This window comes from Achromobacter sp. JD-1 (assembly GCF_038594925.1).
Taxonomy (GTDB): domain Bacteria; phylum Pseudomonadota; class Gammaproteobacteria; order Burkholderiales; family Burkholderiaceae_B; genus Achromobacter; species Achromobacter spanius_C.
Window position 1 is genome coordinate 147,088 of sequence record NZ_JBCGCS010000011.1, and the last position, 22,197, is coordinate 169,284.

At 64.4% G+C, this 22,197-nt stretch carries 19 protein-coding genes; 3 read left to right on the plus strand and 16 right to left on the minus strand.

The features are described from left to right. Positions 1-6 precede the first annotated feature (6 nt). From WBR68_RS18410 to WBR68_RS18455, 10 genes are all read right to left on the minus strand, one after another. The gene (locus WBR68_RS18410) at positions 7-930 is read right to left on the minus strand and encodes a type II secretion system F family protein (RefSeq protein ID WP_230694932.1); all 924 of its coding nucleotides are present in this window, start codon (positions 928-930) and stop codon (positions 7-9) included. Beyond that, the gene (locus tag WBR68_RS18415) at positions 930-2,291 is read right to left on the minus strand and encodes a CpaF family protein (protein WP_230694933.1); all 1,362 of its coding nucleotides are present in this window, start codon (positions 2,289-2,291) and stop codon (positions 930-932) included. The genes WBR68_RS18410 and WBR68_RS18415 overlap by 1 nt, the downstream gene beginning before the upstream one ends. 34 nt (positions 2,292-2,325) lie before the next feature. Further along, positions 2,326-3,666 carry a MinD/ParA family protein gene (locus WBR68_RS18420; protein ID WP_050450331.1) on the minus strand — a complete coding sequence of 447 codons (1,341 nt, stop codon included), beginning with the start codon at positions 3,664-3,666 and terminating at the stop codon, positions 2,326-2,328. Next, entirely contained in the window at positions 3,663-5,045 is a 1,383-nt protein-coding gene (locus tag WBR68_RS18425) for a type II and III secretion system protein family protein (RefSeq protein ID WP_127185148.1), read from the minus strand. The genes WBR68_RS18420 and WBR68_RS18425 overlap by 4 nt, the downstream gene beginning before the upstream one ends. A gap of 65 nt (positions 5,046-5,110) precedes the next feature. Beyond that, on the minus strand, positions 5,111-6,067 hold the full coding sequence (gene cpaB, locus WBR68_RS18430; protein WP_230694934.1) for a Flp pilus assembly protein CpaB: 957 nt from the start codon (positions 6,065-6,067) through the stop codon (positions 5,111-5,113). Next, a complete protein-coding gene (locus WBR68_RS18435; RefSeq protein ID WP_230694935.1) occupies positions 6,064-6,576 on the minus strand; it encodes a TadE family protein in 513 nt (170 codons plus the stop codon). Before WBR68_RS18435 ends, cpaB begins: the two co-directional genes overlap by 4 nt. A 1-nt stretch (position 6,577) precedes the next feature. Then, positions 6,578-7,015, minus strand: coding sequence for a TadE/TadG family type IV pilus assembly protein (locus WBR68_RS18440; protein ID WP_370641248.1), 438 nt, complete (start codon positions 7,013-7,015; stop codon positions 6,578-6,580). Continuing rightward, positions 6,985-7,506, minus strand: a complete 522-nt coding sequence (locus WBR68_RS18445) for a prepilin peptidase (protein ID WP_230694937.1) — start codon at positions 7,504-7,506, stop codon at positions 6,985-6,987. The genes WBR68_RS18440 and WBR68_RS18445 overlap by 31 nt, the downstream gene beginning before the upstream one ends. A 144-nt stretch (positions 7,507-7,650) precedes the next feature. After that, a complete protein-coding gene (locus WBR68_RS18450) occupies positions 7,651-7,839 on the minus strand; it encodes a Flp family type IVb pilin (RefSeq protein WP_050450325.1) in 189 nt (62 codons plus the stop codon). A 116-nt stretch (positions 7,840-7,955) separates the two neighbouring features. Next, positions 7,956-8,786, minus strand: a complete 831-nt coding sequence (locus tag WBR68_RS18455; protein ID WP_050450324.1) for an MHYT domain-containing protein — start codon at positions 8,784-8,786, stop codon at positions 7,956-7,958. A 488-nt stretch (positions 8,787-9,274) separates the two neighbouring features. Here WBR68_RS18455 and WBR68_RS18460 point away from each other — a divergent pair, with 488 nt between their 5' ends. The 3 genes from WBR68_RS18460 to WBR68_RS18470 all read left to right on the plus strand — a co-directional run bounded on the left by WBR68_RS18460 (position 9,275) and on the right by WBR68_RS18470 (position 13,583). Further along, positions 9,275-10,984, plus strand: coding sequence for a ShlB/FhaC/HecB family hemolysin secretion/activation protein (locus WBR68_RS18460; protein WP_050450323.1), 1,710 nt, complete (start codon positions 9,275-9,277; stop codon positions 10,982-10,984). Positions 10,985-11,369: 385 nt separating this feature from the next. Further along, entirely contained in the window at positions 11,370-13,007 is a 1,638-nt protein-coding gene (locus WBR68_RS18465; RefSeq protein ID WP_230694938.1) for a collagen-like triple helix repeat-containing protein, read from the plus strand. A 27-nt stretch (positions 13,008-13,034) separates the two neighbouring features. Continuing rightward, positions 13,035-13,583, plus strand: coding sequence for a MarR family winged helix-turn-helix transcriptional regulator (locus tag WBR68_RS18470; protein WP_050449982.1), 549 nt, complete (start codon positions 13,035-13,037; stop codon positions 13,581-13,583). Positions 13,584-13,699: 116 nt separating this feature from the next. Here the strand turns inward: WBR68_RS18470 and WBR68_RS18475 are convergent, their stop codons facing one another. The 6 genes from WBR68_RS18475 to WBR68_RS18500 all read right to left on the minus strand — a co-directional run bounded on the left by WBR68_RS18475 (position 13,700) and on the right by WBR68_RS18500 (position 22,190). Continuing rightward, positions 13,700-15,415, minus strand: a complete 1,716-nt coding sequence (locus WBR68_RS18475; RefSeq protein ID WP_230694939.1) for an ABC transporter ATP-binding protein — start codon at positions 15,413-15,415, stop codon at positions 13,700-13,702. An 8-nt stretch (positions 15,416-15,423) separates the two neighbouring features. Continuing rightward, positions 15,424-16,932, minus strand: a complete 1,509-nt coding sequence (locus WBR68_RS18480; RefSeq protein ID WP_127185154.1) for an ABC transporter permease — start codon at positions 16,930-16,932, stop codon at positions 15,424-15,426. Between the two features lie 5 nt (positions 16,933-16,937). Continuing rightward, positions 16,938-17,915, minus strand: a complete 978-nt coding sequence (locus tag WBR68_RS18485; protein ID WP_050449985.1) for an ABC transporter permease — start codon at positions 17,913-17,915, stop codon at positions 16,938-16,940. Continuing rightward, positions 17,912-20,146 carry an ABC transporter substrate-binding protein gene (locus WBR68_RS18490; protein ID WP_230694940.1) on the minus strand — a complete coding sequence of 745 codons (2,235 nt, stop codon included), beginning with the start codon at positions 20,144-20,146 and terminating at the stop codon, positions 17,912-17,914. Before WBR68_RS18490 ends, WBR68_RS18485 begins: the two co-directional genes overlap by 4 nt. Before the next feature lie 123 nt (positions 20,147-20,269). Continuing rightward, a complete protein-coding gene (locus WBR68_RS18495; RefSeq protein ID WP_050449987.1) occupies positions 20,270-20,956 on the minus strand; it encodes a thermonuclease family protein in 687 nt (228 codons plus the stop codon). A 181-nt stretch (positions 20,957-21,137) separates the two neighbouring features. Further along, entirely contained in the window at positions 21,138-22,190 is a 1,053-nt protein-coding gene (locus tag WBR68_RS18500) for a magnesium and cobalt transport protein CorA (protein WP_230694941.1), read from the minus strand. Between the last annotated feature and the right edge of the window lie 7 nt (positions 22,191-22,197).

Sequence of the window (22,197 nt, forward strand, 5' to 3'; positions counted from 1 at the left end):
CATCCCTTAAATTGACTTGGCCATGCGATACAGCCAATAGCAGCCGCCAATCTGCAACACCACGGCGGTGAGCAGCATCTTGAAGCCCAGCGGGTCTTCCCACAGCCCCATGAAAAGCTTGTTGTTGGCCACGATGATGAAGCCGGCGATGCCCACTGGCAGCAAGGCCAGGATCCAGGCGGACAAGCGCACCTCGGCGGAACTGGCCGTCAATTCGTTGCGGGCCTGGGCCACGTCGCGCATGAACGCGGCCATGCGTTCCAGCACCTGGTCGCTACGGCCGCCGAAGCGCATGGCCAGCGACACCACGGCGGCCACCATGTACAGCTCTTTCAAGCCGTACATGCGCGACACCTGCACCAGCGCCGCGTCCAGTTCCTTGGCCGACCGGCTCAGGCTGGCCGCCGTTTCCACCACTTCCAGCAAGGGCTGGTCAGTGGAGGCCGCCGCCGTCTGGAATGCCGCGCCCATGCTGTTGCCGATGGTGATCAGGCGCACGATGTTGTCCAGGAAGGCGGGCAGTTGCGAGATCATCCGACGCCTGCGTTTGTCGGCGCGCAGCCAGAGCAGGAAGTACGTCAGCACGGCCAGCATGATGAAAGAGACCACGCCGGACAGGGGGCCCAAAAACAACCAGGCCAGCACCGCGCCCGCCGCCACCGGCATGGCGATCCGCAGATAGAAGCCCACGCTTTGACGCACGCCCGCCAGCAGCAGCAGGCGGTCCCAACTGGAAAAACCGCTGCGCAGCGCGCGCCCGCCTTCGGCGAACGGCGCGGCTTCGGTCGCTTCGCGACCCCGCTTGAGCTGGTTGTCCAGGAACGCCGAACTGGCGGCGCGCCGCGCGCCGCTATTGGCGTGGCGCCACAGCAGCACCGCGCCAGAAGCCAGCACCAATGCCAACGCAGCCAGGATCAAAGCGTCTTGCATCAGCGCCTCCGGCTCCAGAATCCACCGCCGCCCCCGTCGTTGTCTCCCGGGGGAGCGTCATGGGTGCGTGCGTCGTTGCGCAGTTTCGCCAGCTTGGGCGTGTGCGGGTGTATGCCCAGCCAGTTCCAACGGTCTTTTTCCTCGCCCTCGGGCGTGGTGAAGGTTTCGTGGCGGTACAGTTCCTGCGTCGAAATGACGTTATCGCCCATGCCGGTGACTTCGGTTACCGACAGCACGCGCCGCTTGCCGTTGGACAGGCGGCCGATCTGCACAATGAAGTCCAGCGCGCTGGCGATCTGCCGGCGCAAGCTGTCTTCGCTACCTTGAAAGCCCGCGAAGCCCGCCAGCATTTCGATGCGGTACAGGCATTCGCGCGCGGAGTTGGCGTGGATGGTGGCCATGGAGCCTTCGTGGCCGGTGTTCATGGCCTGCAGCATGTCCATGACTTCGGCGCCGCGCACTTCGCCCACCACCACCCGATCGGGCCGCATCCGCAGGCTGTTGCGGATCAGTTCGCGGATGCTGACCGCGCCGCTGCCATCAAACCCGCCCTGACGCGATTCCAGCCGCACCACGTGCGGATGGTTCAACGACAGTTCGGCGGTGTCTTCCACCGTCACCACGCGCTCCGTTTCCGGAATGAAAAACGCCAGCGCGTTCAAGAGCGAGGTCTTGCCCGAGCTGGTGCCGCCCGACACCAGCACGTTGCAGCGGTTCTTCACCGCTTCGTGCAGCAGCCGGTAAATATCTTCGTCGAAGGTGCCCAGCGTCAGCAGGTCGGCGGGCTTGAGCGGATCTTGGCGAAACTTGCGGATGGACACCATCGGGCCGTCCACGGCCAGCGGTTCAATCACCACATTCAAGCGGCCGCCGTCGGGCAGGCGCGCGTCCACCATGGGGCTGGACTCGTCCAGCCGCCGGCCGATGGGCGCCAGGATGCGGCGCACGATGCGCAGCACATGCTGGTTGTCGGTGAAGCGCAGCGTCTCGCGCGCCAGCACCCCGCGCCGCGACACGAACACGTTGTCGTAGCCGTTGATCAGAATATCTTCAACGGCCGGGTCGGCCAGCAGGTCTTCCAGGGGCCCAAGGCCCGCCAATTCCTTGGTGAGCGCCTCGGCAATCTGGCGCATCTCGCCTTCGTTGATCGGCACGCGGCGCAAGCGCACGAAGCTGGCGACTTCGATGTCGACGAATTCCTGGATCGCCGAACGGGCCCAACGGCCGAACTCGGCGCCCAGTTCCTCGATACGGGACAGCAGGTGTTCGTATGCCGCCGTCTTGACTTCCTGAAAGCGGTTCGACGAAGCAAAGCCCTTGTCGCCGTCACCGCCGAATTCTATGGTCGCTGTCATGATCATGTCGGATTCCGCCGCCGCCCCGTGAATCTTGCCGTTAACCGACGATCATGCGGCGGTGCACGCCCGGTAGCCAGGTGGCCAACCAGCTTGCCCGCCCGCCGGGAGAGTTCTCTTCCGCGCAGAGTTTTTCCGCCAGGGTCTGCACCGCGCGCACATACACGTCGCGCTCGGCTTCTTCGTGCAGCAGGTGGCCTTGATTCGTGCAGACCATCAGGGCCAGCGTGCGGTCGGGCAAGGTGCCCACCAGTTCCAACTGAAAGCGGTCGGCGATCTGCTGCGCGGTCATGCCATAGCGTTCGTCGTAACGGTTGACGATCAGGCCCAGGCTGCGGCGGTCCACATGCAGTTGCTCAAGCTCTTGCAGCAGGCCGGCCAGCGACACCAGCGCCCCGACGCTTTGGTCGGTCACTATCCAGTTCTGTTGAGACGAACGCGCCAGCCCCGCCACGAACTCCGGGTTCGTGAAGCCGCCCGCATCCGCAACGACCACGCCGAAGTGCTGGCGCATGCGCTCAAACACCAACAGGGAGTCGGACTGCGACACGTCGCGCATCTGGGCAAGGTCGCGCGGCAACGCCAGCACGCTCAGGCCGTTGGCGGTGTGCGCCATCGCCGAACCCAGCAAGGTGGAGTCCAGGCGGCGCAGGTTGCGCGCGGCTTCGGCAAAATCAAAGTCACTGCCGATATTCAGGTAGAGCTGGCAATCGCCCACGGGCCAGCCCAGGTCCATCAAGGCCACGCGGCTGGCCAGCGGCAGCATGGCGCCGCTTTGCTCGGCCGGCTTTGCGGGCTTGGCGCCGTTGGCCGCGCTGCGCGCGGCATGCATCTGCTTCAAGCGGTCTTGCACCATGCCGGCCAGATGCACGGCCAGCGTGCTGGTGCCCACGCCGGGACGCGCGCCCAACAGCAGCACGCTGCGCCGCGACCCATCCATGCGGCCGCCGCCCGACGGCACATCCAACAGACGCAACACCACGTCTTTCACTTCCTCGGGGGCAACGGTGGGGTCGACAAAATCGCTGACGCCGGCCCGCAACGCGGCGATGGCGCCTTCGGGCTGGCTCAGCAAACCCACCGCCACGCGCGGCACGGTGGGCGCAATGCGCGCCAACACGCGCGCCAGCTCCGCCGACTTGAACAACTTGCCCGGTTCGTCTTCGCTTAGCGTGAAGTCCAGAAACACCACCTGCGGTGCAATCTCGGCCAAGCGCCGCGCCAGCTCTTCGATGCCCGGGGTTTCCTGGGTCAACATGCCCATATCCCCCAGCGCCTGTCCAAGCTGCGCGGCTACACCATCACCTTTGGAGCAAAACAGGAACCGCTTGCCGTTTTGCAGGCCAACCCACTCGCTGGCATGTGTCTTCATATTACTCACCGTGAAAAGCCCGGCATTTGCTGCCCGCTTGCCGGGCCCATCAGGTAATAGCCCCAGGCATTGAAAGTTGAATCCGCCGCCTCTTGCCGCCCGCCCGGCAGCGGCAGCGTCACGCCGCGCGCAATCGGGCGCACCAGGCGCGGGGTTACGATGATCACCAGTTCGGTGTCTTCTTGCGAGTAGTCGACGCTGCGGAAGAACGCACCGATGATCGGCAGGTCGCCCAGCATCGGCACTTTGTTGACCATGGCCTTGGTCTGCCGCGACACCAGCCCGCTGATCACGAAGCTTTCGCCGTCGCCCAGTTCAACGGTGGTGTCCGCGCGGCGTGTGCGCAGTGCCGGAATGATCGTGCTGCTGTCCGAACTGGTGTTGATGGCGATGCCGTTGCTGTAGTCCAGTTCACTGGCCTCGGGCGCGACCTTCAACGAAATGCGATCGCGCGACAGCACGGTGGGCGTCACGGTCAGGCCGATACCAAATGGCTTGAAGGTGACCGTGGTGGTGCCCAGGCCGCCCGCTTCCGGAATTGGCAATTCGCCGCCCGCCAGGAAGCTGGCGCTTTGGCCCGTCAGCGCCACCAGCGTGGGCTCGGCCAGCACGCGCGCCATGCCGTTGCTTTGCAACAGGCGCAGGCGCGCCGCAAAGTTGTTCGAGTCGTAGAACAGCGAAAATCCAGAGGCGATGGCGCCGCCGGGTGTAAAGCCCAGAGGGGAACCCAGACCGGCCGGCGACTGGGCGCTGGTGCCTGCCCACGGGCCATTGCTGGCGGCGAAGTTGATGCCGGCCTGCTTCATCACCGACCGCGATACTTCCACCACCTTGACCTCGACCTGGACCACGCCCCCCGTGCCGGCAGTGGACACGTCCACCACGTTCTTGTCGCCCACGGCCGCGGCCGCGGCTTTCGCGGCGGCGATCTGTGCCAGGGGCGTTTCGGCGTAGCCGGAAACCACCGCCCGGTCACCGGCGATGTCGACGTTGACGCCGCCGTCGATGCCCCGGCTGGCCAGCGCGGCCTGCACCGACGAGGCCACGCGCACATTCCAGATCTGCGGCGCGGCGTTGTTGCCGGTCCATATCTGAAGCTGCGTGGTGCCTGCCTTCTTGCCGTACAGCAGCAGCGAGCCCGCGCGCTTGCCCGAGGCCGGCAGGATTTTCACGTCGGCCACCTCGGGGTCCCCGATGGCGATGCGGCGCGGCGTGGCGCCGTCAAGCATGAGCGATTGCTGGCCCTTGACGGCCACCGCGATATCACGGACAGGCGCATTCGCGCCTGTCGCGGGCGCGCCGGTTTGCGCCAGGCCGACGACACCGTATGTCATCGCCGCCGCGGCCGACAGGACGCAAGTCATGGTGGTGCGCTGATATCTCTTCATTGTGCCGGATCTAGTTATTTTGAAAGGTCCAGCCGCGGGCGGCACCTGGCCACGCGCAGCGATGGTCAATAGCGAACGCGCTCGGATTTATCTCCCCGCACGATTTCGATGGTTCTGCCGCCGCCTTTGCCGCCTGTCGCCGCCACGCGGTTGACGGGGGCTCGGGCCGCGGGCGTGGTGCCTTCAAGCTGCAGCAGGCTGTCGCCCGCGTACGCACGATTGGGGCCGTCCTGCAAGGCCTCGCGCTGCGCCGGGGTCAGGTCGGCGCGGGTCGCCAACACCGTGCCGCGCTTGGCGAACAGCGTCTCGTCGGGCACCGCGTCGTCGCCCACCGGGCGCAAGGCCAATTGCAGGCGGCCGGCGCGGCTGGCCAGGATCAGCTCGTTGATGTGTTCGACGGGCACCGCCAGCACCGCGGTGCGCGCCGGCTGGCTGGGGCCTTGTTGCAGCACCGACTTTTCTTCCGGGCCATCCACCGAGGCCTTGCCGTAGGCCAGCACGCGCAATTGCGCCTGAAGCAGCCGGGCCTGGCCTCCCGAAATTTCCTGGTTCTTTTCCACCATGAAGAACACGTCCACCATGTCGCCGGGCGCGATGCGGTTGCCGCCACCGATTACTTCGTCAACCGCGATCGCCACGGCGCGCTCGCCGGGCTTGAGCTGCCTGGCCAGGCCTTGCGCCAAAAGGCTGGGCACGATGGGGTCACCCGGCGCAACGTCCACGCGCGTCACCGAGCCTTCCAAGGGCGCCAGGGTGTCGAAGCTGTTGGACAACGCCACCTGCCATTGCGCCAACGTCAGCATTTTTTCGGCGTCTATGCGGGTGCCGGCGGGAATGGCCTCTTTGGCCACCACCACGGGATAAAACTTGACGGGCGGCGCGGCCGGCGCGGGCGCCGTGGCCACCGGAACCGGGCTGGCTGGCGGTGCGCTGGGTTGGGACGCCAGGCGCCAAGCCAGGAAGGCCAGCACCAGACCCGCCATCAACAACACGCCCGCGATGATCTTGCTAAGACTGCTCATGGTGTCCCTTGCGATATCTGTACGATGGCTTTCGACGACAACCTGCTTGGAACCCAGTCCTTGTTGGTGCCGGGCAACAGGACGATGAACGACTGCAAGGTGGCCAGCAAGGGCCAGGATTGCGTGTTGTAGGTCATGGCGACGGTGGCGCAGTTGGCGACTTGGCCACCGGATCCGGTCCATGTGCACGGGGCGCTGGTGGTCGCGCAGGCCACGGCCGAACCCGAGGAAAAGACGCTCATGGCAGCGGTGCAGGCATCGCCCTGCACGTTCGGGCTGCCCGTGATCTGGGCGTGTACGGCGGCGCGCGCGCCTTCGCCGGCGGCGGCCGCCAGTTGTTGCTGCATCCAGAACAGCACACCGTAGCCGACCACCGCGCAGATGAAGATCAGCAGCATGGTCAAGGTCAACGACAGCTCAAGCGCGGCAATGCCGCGTTGACGGATCAATGGCGCGCAAAAGCGTCGTGGATGGAGAGGAGCACGGCGGGCGGGCTTGGGCAGGCTCATGTCAGCCCCCTACGCCCAGTGTGTTGCCCAGGTGGACCGTGGCGCGCGCGCTCAACACGCTGGAAGCCGGCATCATGGCCAACTGCAACAGCGGGAACGACGGAATCAAGGGGTTCGCGCCATAGGCGTAGGACACCGTCACTTCAATCTGGTCGGGCGCCAGGGGCTGGCCGCTGCAGGTGCCGCCAGCGCTGCTGCTCAAGGCGCCCCCGCTGCCGCACACCGCCACCTTGATGGGCGCGGACGACATAGACGACATCCATTGCGCGATATCCAGCGCCGTGTCGCGTCCGGCGTTGGCCCGCGCCGCCAGCGAAGCCGTGCCGGCTTGCCATTGCAGAACCTTGCGCGCGCCATCCTGCGCCGCCAACGTCACTGAATTCTGAGCAAGAAACACCAGCCCGTAGGTCAGGATGCCGTAGAACACCAGGAAGAACACCACGAATACCAGGGCGAACTCAAGGGCATAAGCACCACGCTGAGCGCGGCGATGCCCAGATACATTGCATAGGGAACCTGGCGCCAACGTTGCGACAGCGCCCAATAACGCGACACGACCAAGACCCCGAGGCTGTGCAGGCCCGCCAGCAGGTTCGACAACAACAGCACCAGCACCAACGGCGCCAGGCCCAGCCACAGCCCCAGAACGGCGACGGCCTTGATGTCGCCCGCGCTCATCAGGCGCCGGCCCCACAGCGGCAGCAACAGAAAGGCGGCTAGAAACCCCGCCACGGTCATCAGCCAACCCGTCCAACGCGGGGGAAACATCCATCCGGGCACGAACGCGGCGGCGGCCAGCCATAGCAGCTGAGCCGCGAAGCCCGCCACGATCAACGTGTTGGGTACGCGGCGATAGCGCAGATCGTTGTAGATCAGCACCCCATTCCAGCATGCGAACACCAGCAGCCACAGCACTTCCCCTGGATACAAGGCGGGACCTTCTTATCAATCAGATTCAACGGCAGGCGCGTTCGTCCAGACGGACATGCCCGGTCAAGCCACTGATACAGACCGCGTACCGCGATGGCTCGCCACATTGAGCCGGCACGGTACGCGTGGCACACCAAGGCGCGATTAACCGCCGGCAGTGCCGCCAGCCGTATCGAGCTTGCCGCCGAGCCCCGTGAACATATCGCCGAGGGCATCAGTGAAAGTGCCCACGGCAGCGATCAGGGCCACTGCCACCAGACCCGCGATCAGCCCGTATTCCAGAGCGGTGATGCCGTCTTCGTCGTTCCAGAACTGCGCAAGTTTCGCTTTCATTTCGAACTCCTGACACTCGCTTGATAATTGAGCCGATCCGCGATGCGGCGACGACCCCCTATTCCCGGTATTTCTGCTTTGCGAATGCCCTGCATTCGTTCGCAGACCGGGCCCTGCTAACCCGGCCCCAGTGTGGAGCCGGGCGCCTTGCCTGGTTCAGCCACAGGCGCCGATTCAATGAAAGAGTCGATCCGCTGCGCCATGCGCGCACGGAAACGGTTTGATGCCCGCTGCAATTGCCAACGCATGATCAGCAACATGAGCGCGGACAGCACGAAAGCGATATACGGCAACATGACCCCACCGATTTGCAGGCTGGAACTGTCGCGAGGGGCTGTGCAGATAACGGTGCCGGCCGCCGCGCCGGTGTAATGCATGCCGCACACGGCCACCGCCATCAAAATGGCCGCGCCGCCGCGCTGAAACTCGTTCTGAGTATTGAATGCCAGCCACAGTGCGGCTGACGCGGCAATTACGGCGATAAGCACCGATAAAACGACAATCGGCAAATTCCACAGCAACACGGCCGGCATGCGCATGGCGCCCATGCCCAGATAATGCATGGCGGCCACCCCTAAGCCAGCGGCCAAACCGCCCATCACGCAACGGCCGAACGTGAAGTTGGCGCGGCCGACATACCAGAACGCCCAACCGGAAAAACCGGCGGCCACGACGAAGCTCAGTGTGGTCAGGCCAAGCTGATAACCCACGTCGAATGGCAGGTTTTGAGCCTGCATGCCAATGAAGTGCATGCTCCAGATTCCGACGCCGCCCATCGCCACGGCGCCGATGATGATGTAACCGATACGGATGTCACCGTCCTGAGTTTCAGTGCGTATGCCCGCCGCCGCCAGCAAGGCGACGTATGAACCCAGCACCGCCGTGAGAAAAGACAAGGCAACCAGACCACCATTGAATGAAAGCGGAACGATATCGCCCGGGTTCATGAACGGCTCCGATGAAAACGCCGGCATCCAAGGAGCGGGATCGGTTGATCGCGCCGTGCATTACTGGGGTGATGCGCGCCCATTTTGGGAACTCCCGGTGGCTCATAACCGATATGTTTTTGATACGTTTATATAGTCTTATCTATTAACATTTAATACACATCAGGGTTATTACCTATATTCACGATAATGCGGGCACAGACATGTAACAGATATACCAAAATTCGAACTTATTTGATGAAAATGCCCTAGTTAACCCTTATAAATCGTGAACATTTTCGTTCCTGAGAATTTCCATATGTTGTAATGCTGCCGTGCCCGTCCGGTCACAATGAAATAAATTGTTATTATTACTCGCCGCTGACTGCATACTATCCGCGGCGCACTGAAAGCCCCTTACCCATGTTATGTCCCTTTAATTATTCAATATATTGGCAATATCGAATATTCATCGGGACGGCGGCGGCGCAAACCGAGACATATAGGCAATGAGACGTACGTACCCGGCAAGTTCGCTTACCCTCGCCCTTGTTTGTATCTTTGCCCTTGGCGCACAGGCGCGGGCGGATGGCCCGCTCCGAGGCAACCCTGTTGACGCCCTGCCGCAGCTTGAAAGACCGCCCGGCGCCACGCAACCGCCTCCCGTCGTGCAAACCACCACGCCCGAGCAGTTGGCGTTGCAGGCCAGGCTGGCGCAACGCATCGTCCCCTTGAACTTCGACGTCAGCGGCGTTCACGCCATTCCCTTCGACGAGGTTTCCGCGATACTCAGCCCGCTGTCGGGCAAGGAAATCAGCTTGGGCGAGCTGGTTCAGCAAGTCGACAAGATCACACAGCTATACCGCGACAAGGGTTATCCGCTGTCTTTCGCGCTGGTACAGAATCAGACGTTTGCCAATGGCCTGGTCGTGGTGACCGTGGTCGAAGGCTTTATTGCCAACGTGCGGATTGAAGGCGATATCGGCAACGCGCAGGGGCGTTTGGACACCCTGGCCGGCCCGCTAACGCAAGAGCGTCCGCTCAAACAGGCCACGCTTGAGCGCCAGTTGAATTTGATGCGCACGGTGCCCGGCGTGAAATTCACCCCCAGCCTGGATTTGCCGCGCCGCGCGGACGGCGCCACTGAACTGGTATTGACCGCCACCCGGCACCCGTTCAGTTTGACGGGCGGGATAGCCGACCTGGGTACCGGCATGCAACCCTTGGTCAATATGGGCGCCAACAGCCTCACGCCGCTGGGCGAACAGGTCAAACTCACCGCTGCGGTGCCGTTCAATACCGACGACGTGAAATACGTCATGGGCGAAATCAGCGTGCCCATCGGCCCCGACGGTTTGGCGGTCAAGGTGGATGGCTATCACTACGACGCCAAACCCAAGGATGACGCAATCGAATATCTGGGTTTTGAACGGCGCGTCAAGAACGACCGTATCGGCATCGGCGTCAGCTATCCGATTTTGCTGAACAACACGCGTTCGCTCACCGGCACGGTGGGGATGTACGCGGCCAATTCCAAAGACCGCTATGAAGCGCGTAATTCCGACCGCTGGCTGCAGCAAGACGCGCGTGTGCGCGCCGCTAATGTCGAACTACGATATATTCAGATTTCCGAAAGCCGCACCACCGACGTCAGCGGCGGCATATCCAAGGGGTTTGACACTGCCGGCGCCAAAAAAGACATATCGACCAATTATGGTTATTCGGCGACCCCTATTCTGGATCTGGATTTCACCCGCTATAACCTGAACGCCAAACAAACGTTTGCACTACCCGCCCAGTTTGGCCTGATACTCTCGGGCGCGGCTCAATATTCGAGCAATATACTGCCGTCCTCGGAGCAGGTCTCGTTCGGTAGTTGGCGCTATGCGATGGGATACCCCCAGGGCGAGCAAAGCGGCGACAAAGGCGTGGGTGTGTCGGCTGAAGTCAACCGCCGCTTCGGAACCGGCTGGGAATACCTGTCCAGTGTGCAGCCGTATGCGCTGATCGACTATGCGCGCACCTGGTACAACAACAAAGACCTGCAGGCGTTGAACCAGCGCCATCTGTCATCGGTGGCCTTGGGTTTGCGCTTCACGGACGATAAATACTATCTGTTTGACTTCAACGTGGCCAAGCCCATCGGGTCCGCCACGATCAACAACGACCACGACGTGCGCTTCAACGCGAACTACTCCTTGTTTTACGACGCGTTCTGACGGCCGCCACGCCCACCCCCCGCTTGTTTCCTGAAGCGCCTGTTACGACAGGCGCTTTTTCATGGCCGCACTGCCCGCGCCGACAACGCTTATACAGGCGACGTTTCATACACGACGTTACGTAACGTCGCCCGTAACGTAACGGCGGATAACCGACCATTCGTAACATTCGCAGGCTTCTCGTCGTCGCAACATTGCGATTTTCAAGAATTAGTAAAAACCCTTTATAGGCCACTCAAGGCATTGATAAACAAAGGATTTTTTTGTTTGAAAATTCCACCCCAATGCATTTTCACAGGCATTGAAAAATATTGGCACGGTTTATGCATGTAGTGGCGTATCGGGCAGTTTCTTTGCCTTGACCATCCAACCCGAGGAGCTCGTCATGCAATCGAAGATTGAAGCAAACCGCATTCAACGTATTCTGACCGCCACCGTCATGGCAGCTGCCTTGGCTGGCGCATTGTCTGCTTGCGGCGGTGGTGGTGGCAGCAACCGGTCCGCCGGCCTGCCTGGCACGGATGTTCCGACCAACCCCGGCGGCACGGACCCCACCAACCCCGGCGGTACCGATCCCAACAACCCGGTCAATCCCGTCACCGCCGGCTTGCTGCAAACCACCCTGGGCAACACCGGCAACGCCGTCGACAATACCCTGCCCCTGAATTTGGGCGAGACGCTGGGCGGCGTGGGCAAGGCGCTGGATCCCACCATAGCGCCCGTGGCCGATACCGTGGTCGGCCTGACGCAGCAAATCGGCGCCACGACCGGCCTGGGCGCCCCCGTGGATGGCATCACAACGCAAGCAGGCGGCTTGGTCAGCGACCTGGGCACGACCCTGAAGAGCGCCGGTCTGCCGGGTGGCCTGGGCACAGGCGCAGGCGGCTTGGTGGACGGCCTGGGCAAGACCGTGTCCAGCGCGGGAGATCTGCTGAATGCGGATCCCGCCAACCCCATGCCTTTGACGACCGTGCTGGGCAACGCCACTAACGCCGTGGGCGCGCTGACCGCTGGCCTGTCGGACCAGGGCGGCTTGCTGAACCCCGTCACCCAAGCACTGGGCGGCGTCACGGGCGGCGTGTTGGATGGCACGGGCAGCCCCCTACTGCAACCCGCGTTGTCCAATACCGGCAATGCCGTGGACAACGTGCTGCCGCTGGGCCTGCAACCGGCCTTGGGCGGCGTCGGCGCGGCGCTGGACGTCAACGTGGCGCCGGTCGCCGGCGTGGTCACGAACCTGACGCAACAAGTGGGCGCAACCACCAATCTGGGCGCACCGGTGGCCGGGCTGCTCTCCAGCCTGGGCGGCACGGTGGCCGGCGCCGGCGGCACGCTGCCTGGCAACACGGCAGGCATGAACGGAGTTCTGCAAGGCCTGGGCGGCGCGGTCGCAAGCGCTGGCGGCCTGCTGAACGCCACGCCGGGCAATACGAATCCGCTGGGTGCCACGCTGACCAACGCCACCGGCGCGGTCGCCTCGTTGACCAGCGGCCTGGGCCTGGGTGGCGCCACGGGTGGTCTGACCGGCGGCGGCACGGGCGGCTTGCTCAGCCCCATCACCGGCATCCTGGGTGGCGTCGGCGGCATCGGAGGCACCCCGGCCGCGGGCGGTGTGGGTGGCCTGCTGGCGCCGGTGACCGGCCTGCTTGGCGGCGTGACGGGCGCAGTGGGTGGCGCAACGGGTGGCGCAGCCGGTGGCGCCAATAGCGGCCTGCTGGGCGGTCTGCTGAGCGGCGTGACAGGCGGCATCGGCGGAAGCACCGCGGGTGGCGCGGGTGGTGTCGGTGGCGGTTTGCTGGGCGGCGTGCTGGGTGGCGTGGTTGGCGGTGTGACCACAGGCGCCACGACCGGCACGGGCGCCAATGCGGGCGCCGGTGGCGCGGGCACGGCTGCCAATGGCGGCTTGCTGGGAGGGTTGCTGGGCGGGGTCACAAGCGGCTTGACGGGCGGTACGACGGCGGGCGGCACCACTAACGGCGGCTTGCTGGGCGGCCTGCTCGGCGGCTTGTCGGCGCAGAAGTAAACGATCTATCCGCTACGGAGCGACATCATGCTGCAACAACAAACGATCCTTCACCATGAGCATGTGACCGTGATGCCTGAATCCCGCACGAGTGACCTGCGACCAGGCATGCTTGACGATATCGCCCTGATGCTGGGCCGGCAGATTTCGGTGTACAACGCCGCGTGCCAGTCGGCCCTGGCGGAAAAGCTGGGTATTGCCCTGGCTGATCTGAAAGCGCTGGAACTGGTGATGGAATTCGACGCCTTGCCCACCGGGCAGCTTGCCCAACTGATGGGCATCAGCTCGGGCGGCGCCACCGCCTTGATCAACCGGCTGGAGGCGGCGGGCTACGTGCAGCGCGGCCGCCATCCGCTGGACCGCAGGATGATCGTGATCCGGCCGGTAGAGGAACAGTGCCAGCAGTTGGCGCAGGAGCGCCAATGGGTGGCGGACGCGGTGACGCTGATGGCGCGGCGCTACGACACGGCCGAGCTGGAAAGCGTGCATGCCTTCCTGGCGCAATGCGTGCGCGCCTTGCGGCACGACACGCTGGTGTGGCTGGAAACGCCCAGCGCGCATCGCGACGAGCAGTAAGCCGGCTGGCGTCAGCCGCGACGCCAGTTCGCCACGCGCCCTGATTTCAAGGAATCAGGGCGCATTCTTTTCATGGAAGCACAAGCTGCCTGATCCGCACGCCGTTGAGCCGCGGTTCAGTCCACGCTTGACGTACCGAACTCCAGGCGCGGCACCGCCGCCAGTAGCCGGCGCGTCAATTCCTGGCGCGGCGCGTGCAGAACGGTATCGGCATCGCCCAGTTCAACGATGCGCCCGCCATCCATGACGGCGATGCGATCCGCCAGGTATTCCACCACACCGAAGTTGTGCGTGATGAACAGATACGCAATGCCCAGTTCGCTCTGAAGCTCGCGCAGCAGATCCAGGATCTGCGCCTGCACCGACACGTCCAGGGCGGACGTGGGTTCGTCGCAGATCAGGACCTTGGGTTCAACGGCCAACGCGCGCGCAATGGCGATGCGCTGGCGCTGGCCCCCCGAGAATTCATGGGGATAGCGCGTCAGCGTGTTGGCCGGCAAGCCCACGCGCTCAATCAGTTGCGCGGCGTGCGCGGCGCGTGCTTGCTGGCTCATGCCCCGCCGCAACGACGCCAGGCCTTCATCCAGGATGTCGCCCACGCGCATGCGCGGGTCGAGCGAGGCATAGGGGTCTTGAAACACAATCTGGATGTCTTGCCGCAGATCGCGCAGCGTGCGGCGGTCGGCCGCCAGCAAGTCCTTGCCTTGCAGCATGGCGCGGCCCGAGATGCGGGCACCGTCGATCAGCCGCAGCAGCGCCTTGCCCGTAGTGGTCTTGCCGCAGCCGGACTCGCCCAGCAGGGCCAGCGTTTCGCCCGCGCGCAGGGTAAACGTCACGCCGTCCACGGCTTTGACCCAGGACACGGTGCGCCGCAAGGGCCCTTTGCGCACCGGGTAATGCACCTTCAGGTCCTGCACATCCAGCACCAGGCCGCCCGCGTCAAGCGCGGCGCGCGGCGTAGCGCGCTTGCCGCCGTCTTGCGCGATGGCCTCGCGCGCCTGCGCCGTCAGCGGCGCTCCACGCTTGCCAAAGGTGGGAATGGCTTCGAACAATTGCCGCGCATAGGGATGCTTGGGCGCGCGGAAAAATTCATCGGCGCTGGCGCTTTCAACGATCTCGCCGCCGCGCATCAGCGCCACGTGATGCGCCACGTTCTTCACCACCGCCAGATCATGGGTGATCAGCAGCACCGCCATGCCCATTTCACGCTGGATGTCGGCCAGCAGGTCCAGCACCTGCGCTTGCACCGTGACGTCCAGCGCCGTGGTCGGTTCGTCGGCGATCAGCAGCAGCGGTTCCGCCGCCAGCGCAATGGCGATCATGACACGCTGCTTCTGTCCGCCCGAAAACTGGAATGGGTAGTCGTCCACGCGCCGCTCGGGCTCGGGAATGCCCACTCGGCGCAGCCAATCAATGGCCCGCGCGCGCGCCGCCGCGCCGCGCAAGGGCGTATGCGCCGTCAGGGTTTCGATGATCTGGTCACCCACACGCATGACGGGGTTCAAGCTGGTGGACGGTTCCTGGAAGATGATGCCGATACGGCCGCCGCGCACACCGCGCATGGCGCTTTCGGGCAGCTTGTTCAGGTCTTGTCCGTCCAGGTCGATCTGCCCGCCCACGATACGGCCCGCGTCTGGCAGCAAGCGCAACAAGGCCAGCGCCGTAATGCTTTTTCCGCAGCCCGATTCGCCGACCAGCGCAAAAGTCTCGCGCCGCGAAATGGCCAACTCCAGCCGCTTGACGGCATGCGTCATGCCGGCCTCGCCCGCAATGTCCACTTCCAGGCCGCGCACCGCCAGCAAGGGCGGGTTTTGGCTCGGGCTTTTGCTCATCCCAGTATTCATGGCGTCTCTCCCGATTTGCTGGGACGCGCTTCGGCGGCCAAGCCTTGGCCGCGGCCGAACACGCTGCCCAGACGCGCCATGCGGCTGGGCTTGTAGCGGCGGGTGCGCGGATCGAAGGCATCGCGCACGGCGTCGGCAAACAGGTTGGCCGCCAGCACCAGCGCCAGCATGAAGAGAAACGCGGTCATCAGGCTCCACCAGATCATGGGATCGCGAGACATTTCCAGGCGCGCCCCGTCGATCATCGAGCCAAAGGAATTCATGCTGGGGTCCACCCCGATGCCCAGGTAGGACAGCACGGCCTCATAGAGCACCAGACCCGAGAATTCCAGCACCACCGTGATCAGCACCAGGTGCGCCACATTGGGCAACAGGTGCCGCGCCATGATGCGCCAGTGCGACACGCCGAACGCGCGCGCCGCCTGCACGTATTCAAGTTCGCGCAGTTTCAAGGTTTCGGCGCGCAGCAGGCGGCACAGGCCCGCCCAGCCGGTCAGCCCAAGAATCATGCAGAGCAGGAACAGCCGCAGGTCCGCGCGCGCAACCGAGGTGTCGAACAGGTCGGCATGGTTGTCGATGTACACCTGCATCATCAGCGCGCAGGCCGCCACCAGCAGCACACCAGGAATCGACGTGATGGTGGTGTAAAGGTATTGGATGGCGTCGTCGACCTTGCCTTTGAAGTAGCCGGCGGCAATGCCAAAAATAATGGCCGGCGGCAACATGGCGATGGTGGTCAGGCTGCCGATGACAAGCGCCGTGCGGATGCTTTTCAGCGCTTGCCACAAGACGTCGTTGCCGATGCGGTCGGTGCCCAGCGCGTGGTAGCCGGTGGACAGGCCCGCCAGCGCGCCGACTGTCATGCACAACAGGGCGAAAGTGATGGCCATGGCCCGCCAGGGCACATCCGATTCGCCGCGCAGCAATACCTGCCCCGCATGCGACGCCGACCCCAGGCGGCGCGCCAGGCAGGCGTAGAACACGGCCGCCGCCAACAGCGCCACGCCCAGGCCACCCGCCACGCCCCAGCCCAGGCGTTTCAAGACATCGCCCACGTGTTGCGTATCGGGATCCGTCAGATGCGTGGCGGCGCCGCGCAGGCGCGGAAAATCGCGCACCGGCTTGTCATCCACCAACATGGTTTCCTTCAGGAACAGCTTCGTGGCCAAGGGCTGCGAATAGTTTCTTTCCGGTTGCGTCAGCACCGTGCCGGCCAACAGGCCGTCCAGCACGGACTTCACGACTGGCGCATAAATAGGCGCGGCATTGGCGGCGGCCCCTGGCGCGGGCGGCAATTGCGGTCGGTAATGCACCGAGTCCAGCAAGCCCACCACGGTAAACGCGGCCAGGATGACGGCCGAGCACATGGCGGGCGTGTCGCGCGCCACGCGCCCCCAGGTCGCGCGCAGGTTCGGGCTACGGCGCACATGCCACAGGTAGGCCAGCGCGCTCAGCACCATCAGCCACAGCGCAATGTCGGTCCACAGGAAGACGATCTTGGGCATGGCGGCTACTCGAATCGAACGCGGGGGTCAGCCAGCGTGTAGGAAATGTCGGCCAGGATCAGCCCCACGATGTACAGCGCCGCGCCCAGGAACACCATGGCGCGCACCACGGAAAAGTCTTGCGCGTTGATGGCGTCGATGGTGTAACTGCCCAGCCCGGGAATGCCGAAGAACGATTCGGCGATCAGGCTGCCCATGAAGAGCAAGGGCAAGGCGGCGACGGTGCTGGTCAGGATGGGCAGCATGGCGTTGCGCAGCACATGGCGAAACAGCACCACGCGCTCGGCCAGGCCCTTGGCGCGCGCGGTGCGCACGTAGTCCTTGCCGATTTCTTCCAGGAACAGCGTGCGGTAGAAACGCGCTTCGGGACCCAGGCGGGAAATGATGGCGATCAGCACCGGCAGCGCCAGGAACTTGACCACGTCCAGCCCGCCCGAAAACCCCGAAAACGGCACCAGCCGCAACAGCTTGGCGAACACCCACTGGCCCGCGATGATGTAGAACAGGCTGGAAATCGACAGCAGCAGCACGCACACCACCACGCCCCAGAAGTCCAACCGCGTGGCGCGGAAATACACCAGCGTCAGCGAAAACACAATGCTGACGAACAGCCCCAGCACGAAGGTGGGCACGGCCAGCGCCAGGCTGGGGCCCATCCGCGTCTGAATCTCGCGGCCGATGTCGCGCCCGCTATCCGACGCGCCAAAATCCATGACCAACAGTGGCACCGAGCGCTGATAGAAGATGGTGTCGGTCAGTTGCGCCACGCCTTGCGCCTGCGCATTGAAGAACAAGGGCTTGTCGTAGCCGCGCTCGACCTTCCATTTTTCCACCGCGTCCTGGCTGGCGCGCTGCCCGCCGATGGCCAGGCGCGCCATGTCGTCGGGCGTGTTGACCGCGAAGAACAGGATGAACGTTAACAGGTTCACGCCGATCAGGATCAGCACGCCATACAGCAGCCGGCGGATGACGTAGCCGATCATGATTGATGCTCCTTCTTCACGGCCGGGCCGAAAGCGGTCTGGCGCTCACGGCGCTTGAGCGCGACGTAGGACGGCCAGATTGCCAGCGCCAGCAGCAGCACGAACAGACCGATCGGCCACCACCTTGGGACGTTCCATTCGTTGATCTTCTGCTGCCGGAGTTGCGGATCGATCTTCATGTACTGAAGCGTGTTGCGCACCATCTGCGTAGGCTTGGCGTTGCCGACCCACTGCTGGTAGGCGCCGCCCGACATCGGAAAATAGCCGAACATCCAGGGCGCGTCGCGCTGCACCACCGCCACCATCTTGGCGATCAGTTGTTCTTTCTCCGGGCCATCGTCCAGGAATTTCATCTGTTCGAAAAGCTTGTTGAATTCGGGGCTGTCGTAGTTGGCCGCGTTCTCGCCGCCCCCGCGGGCCTTGGCGTTGGGGCCGTAAAGCAGGAACAGGAAGTTTTCGGCATCGGGATAATCGGCGTTCCAGCCCCACAGGAAAATCTGCGCCGCGCCGCGCTTCATCTTGTCCTGGAAGCGGTTGTAGTCGGTGGATCGCACGTCCAGTTGCACGCCGATCTTGGCCATTTGCCGGCGCATCCAGTCAAAGCGCGGGTTCGAGCCGCCGCCTTGCATGGCGTCGTAATACAGCACCAGCGGCGCGCCGGTCTCGGCGCTGCGTCCGTTCGGGTAGCCCGCTTCGGCCAGCAGGCGCTTGGCCACGTCCACGGATTTGCGCACCGGCTTGCCGTCCACCAGGTTGTAGACGACGGGGTTCACGCCTTCGGGCGGTTCGCGGTAGCCCAGCACGCCAGGCGGCACCGGCCCTTGCGCCACCGAGGCCTGGTCGTTTTCGAACACGGTGACGAATTCTTCCCAGTCGAACACGATGCTGATGGCCTGGCGCAGCTTGCGGTTCTTTTCCGCCTGCTCGGGCGTGTCGCCCTTGCCCACCACCGGGTCCAGCCAGTTGAAGCCCATGTACCAGTTGGCGGTTTCCACCGTGGTCGGCAGGCGGATGCCGTGCTCGCGGTACTGCTTGGCCTTGTCCTGGCTGTCGCCCGCGGCCACCAGCATGGCCACGCCGTATTCGCCGCGTTCGATCTGCGGCACGTCGTAGTAGCCCTGCATGAATTTTCCGATCAGCGGGATGGCCTCTTTTTCCAGGCTGAACACCGCGCGGTCGATGAAGGGCGTGGGCTTGCCGCAGTCGGCCAACAGGCCGGCTTCCTTGTCGCCGGGCTCGCCCTCGCAGGGGTAGGCTTCGCCGTGGTAGTTGGGGTTGCGCACCAGCACGTGGCGGCGGTTCTGCAATGATTCCGCCATCATGTAAGGGCCCGTGCCGACCGGCCAGGTGTTCAAGGACAGGTCGTGCTCGGCCATGCCGGGCTGGTTGTAGAAGCGGTCGGCCTCCCAGGGAATGGGCGCCGTGAACGTCATGGCCAGCCAGTATTTGAACTGCGGATACTTGCCTTTGACGCGGATGCGCAGCGTGTGCGGATCCAGCGCCTGCACGCCGGTAAAGCCGTCGGCCTCGCGCAGGTCCAGCCACGTGGCGGCGCCCCCGCCGGGAAGATCGCGGCGCGCGGCCTGGTCGCGTTGGCGCAGCCGGTCGCCATATTCCTGCATGCCCACCACGTGGTCGGCCATTACCGAATAGATGGGCGACACGACGCGCGGGCTGGCCAGGCGGCGAAAGGCATAGACGTAGTCGTCCGCCGTCAGCTCGCGCGTGCCGGTGCGCGGAAAGTCGGGAATGTAGTACTTGTCCTTGAGTTCGCCGTCGGCAAGCGGGTAGTAGTCGTAGCTGCCATCCGCCTTGCGGGCAAAGGCGGGATGCGGCTGGTAGCGCACGCCCGGCCGGATCTTGATGTCGTAAACGCTTTCGGCGATGGCCTCACCCGGCGCATCGGCCGGCAGCGGCTGGCCCTGGGCGTCCAGATACTGCGGCGGATCGATGGACTGCGCGGCGCGCGGCACCAGTTCGTAGGGCCGCTTCAGATAGTGATAGCCGTACAAGGGCTCGTAGATGTTGTACGTATAGGGCGTTTCGTCGCCGGAATAAGAGCTTGCCGGGTCCAGGTACTTGGGCGAACGCTGAACGAACGCAGAGTAGAACGTGTTCTGACTTTCGGCGCCGGACGGATACGGGCTGTTGATGGGCCCTTCTTTCGAGCAGCCCGCCAGCGCCAGCAACATCAGCATGGCTGTTGCCCCGAGCCGCTTCATAGCAAGCATGGAAACCTTCCCTTCAAATCGTTGCGACAGAGAATAGCAAACGCGGGACGGGGCCAGTACCCTGGCATCCCCCTAGCGAGTAGCGGGGCGCCGTCGAGGGCCCCGGACGCCCGCTGGCCCGCATCATCCGCACTGGCGCTGACGCCAGCAGTCATAGCGCCACTTCCAGGGCTGCATGGCGGCGGGCTGCGCCCACAGGCCGCGCTTGGCGTCCTTGGCCTGGCGTTGCAGGCCAGGCAGGGCCTTGTCGCGCAGGTATGCGCCCTTTCTGGCGGTGTAGGCCCAGGCGTAGCCCGCTTCCACCTGCAAGCGGTTGGCAGAGCGCCCGTCTTCCAGGATCAGCGCGCATACGTCGCGGCCATATTGGTCTTGTTCGTAGCACTGGGCGGTCAGGGTCTTGCCCGCCACCAGGTCGGCCAGATGCTTGCGCGAGGCTTCGGCATAGGGTTGGCCGGGCTGGTCGGCGCCGTGGCCCTCTTCGGGCGCATCGATGCTGTCCATGCGGATGCGGCGCTGGCCACCGCTGGCGCGCAGCGTGACGGTGTCGCCGTCAGCCACGTTGACGATCGCGCCGGTCAGCGTGTAGCTGCCCGCGGGTATGCCGCTCGACAGCGCGGGGCCAGGCCGCGAGGAAGGCGCGGACGGCTGCGCGGGTGTGCTTTGGGATTGGGGTTGCCGCGAGGCTGGGGAGGAATCGCCGCGCCCCGAGGGCTGCAGCCAATTGACGATGGCGCCCGCCGCCGCAAGGATCAGGGCGACGATCAGGGCGGTCAGCTTGCCGCCGCCGCGAAATGGGGGTTTGCCACGCACCGACCGGGCTCCAGATGAGAAACGCGGCAAGTGTGCCACAGGCCGGGCGCGTATTTGCAAAAAACCGTGGGCGAAAAAGCACGCCGGCACCAGCCCGCTATTGCAAGCCCGCTATTGCAAGCCCGCTACGCCCATCCGCGTTGGCCTGCCCTTTATTGCAAGCCGGCCATGGCCTGCCGCCCTACAGCCAGCCCGATTTCCGGAAGCGCCAGTAAAGAAGCGAGCAGATCGACGCAATGACGCCCAGCGTCACGGGATAGCCCCAGGGTGATTTCAGCTCGGGCATGAATTCGAAGTTCATGCCGTAAATACCTGCGATAGCGGTGGGCACCGCCAGGATGGCGGCCCAGGACGCCAGCTTGCGCGTGGTGTCGTTCTGCGCGGCCTGGCCGATCATCAGGCTGGCTTCGAACGCGAAGGCCAGCGATTCGCGCAGCGCATTGAAAAGTTCATCCACCCGCAACACCCGGTCGGCAACCTCGCCGAAGTACGGTCGGGCGTGTTCATCCACGGCGGACATTTCCACCCGCGCCAGGCGGCGGCAGATCTCGGCCATGGGCGACACCACGGTGTGGATGCGCAGCAGGTCGCGGCGCTGGCGGTACAGGCGGCGAATGTCGGAATCCTTGGCGCCACGGATCAGCAGCTTTTGCTCGGCGCCTTCCACCACGCTTTCGATCTTGCCGGCCGCCGCCACGTAGCGGTCAACCAGCCAGTCCAGCACTTCGGAAGCCACGTAGTCGCTGCCGCGCTTGAGCAGGTCGGGCGAGGCTTCCAGCCGTTCGCGCAGCGGGCTGTGTGCCGCCGTGGCACCGCGCCGCACCGTGACCAGGAAGCCGTCGCCGATCAGTAATTGGGTTTCGCCGAAGACCGGGCGTTCGGCTTCGACCTCGACCGTGATGGTCACGATAAGCACCATGTTGCCGTAGTCGATGATCTTGGGCCGCCGATGCGGTTCCAGCATCTCTTCCTGGTTCTTGTCGCAGGCGCCCAGTTCTCCGGCGACGCGGGCCAGCAGTTCGGGCGTAGGGTTGCGCAGGCCGATCCACAGCATGCCGGGCAGTTGAGCCGGCGTTTTGCTGTCGCTTTGCTGGCCGCTTTGGCTACTGAATTGGGCGATGTACTGGCCCACCTCGTCGATGGGCACTTCGCGGTCGCGGCGGCCGTTCACATAGGCAATCGACGCAACCACCTCGCCCTTGTGGAGGTCGGCAAAATTCTCTTCAGCGGACATGGACACC

Excerpts from the sequence above, each read along its gene's own strand:
- WBR68_RS18485 (WP_050449985.1), bottom strand. The coding sequence starts at position 17,915 with ATGATCGGCTACGTCATCCGCCGGCTGCTGTATGGCGTGCTGATCCTG.
- WBR68_RS18410 (WP_230694932.1), bottom strand. The coding sequence starts at position 930 with ATGCAAGACGCTTTGATCCTGGCTGCGTTGGCATTGGTGCTGGCTTCT.
- WBR68_RS18455 (WP_050450324.1), bottom strand. The coding sequence starts at position 8,786 with ATGAACCCGGGCGATATCGTTCCGCTTTCATTCAATGGTGGTCTGGTT.
- WBR68_RS18415 (WP_230694933.1), bottom strand. The coding sequence starts at position 2,291 with ATGATCATGACAGCGACCATAGAATTCGGCGGTGACGGCGACAAGGGC.
- WBR68_RS18490 (WP_230694940.1), bottom strand. The coding sequence starts at position 20,146 with ATGCTTGCTATGAAGCGGCTCGGGGCAACAGCCATGCTGATGTTGCTG.
- WBR68_RS18460 (WP_050450323.1), top strand. The coding sequence starts at position 9,275 with ATGAGACGTACGTACCCGGCAAGTTCGCTTACCCTCGCCCTTGTTTGT.
- WBR68_RS18435 (WP_230694935.1), bottom strand. The coding sequence starts at position 6,576 with ATGAGCCTGCCCAAGCCCGCCCGCCGTGCTCCTCTCCATCCACGACGC.
- cpaB (WP_230694934.1), bottom strand. The coding sequence starts at position 6,067 with ATGAGCAGTCTTAGCAAGATCATCGCGGGCGTGTTGTTGATGGCGGGT.
- WBR68_RS18425 (WP_127185148.1), bottom strand. The coding sequence starts at position 5,045 with ATGAAGAGATATCAGCGCACCACCATGACTTGCGTCCTGTCGGCCGCG.
- WBR68_RS18475 (WP_230694939.1), bottom strand. The coding sequence starts at position 15,415 with ATGAGCAAAAGCCCGAGCCAAAACCCGCCCTTGCTGGCGGTGCGCGGC.
- WBR68_RS18480 (WP_127185154.1), bottom strand. The coding sequence starts at position 16,932 with ATGCCCAAGATCGTCTTCCTGTGGACCGACATTGCGCTGTGGCTGATG.
- WBR68_RS18450 (WP_050450325.1), bottom strand. The coding sequence starts at position 7,839 with ATGAAAGCGAAACTTGCGCAGTTCTGGAACGACGAAGACGGCATCACC.
- WBR68_RS18500 (WP_230694941.1), bottom strand. The coding sequence starts at position 22,190 with ATGTCCGCTGAAGAGAATTTTGCCGACCTCCACAAGGGCGAGGTGGTT.
- WBR68_RS18465 (WP_230694938.1), top strand. The coding sequence starts at position 11,370 with ATGCAATCGAAGATTGAAGCAAACCGCATTCAACGTATTCTGACCGCC.
- WBR68_RS18470 (WP_050449982.1), top strand. The coding sequence starts at position 13,035 with ATGCTGCAACAACAAACGATCCTTCACCATGAGCATGTGACCGTGATG.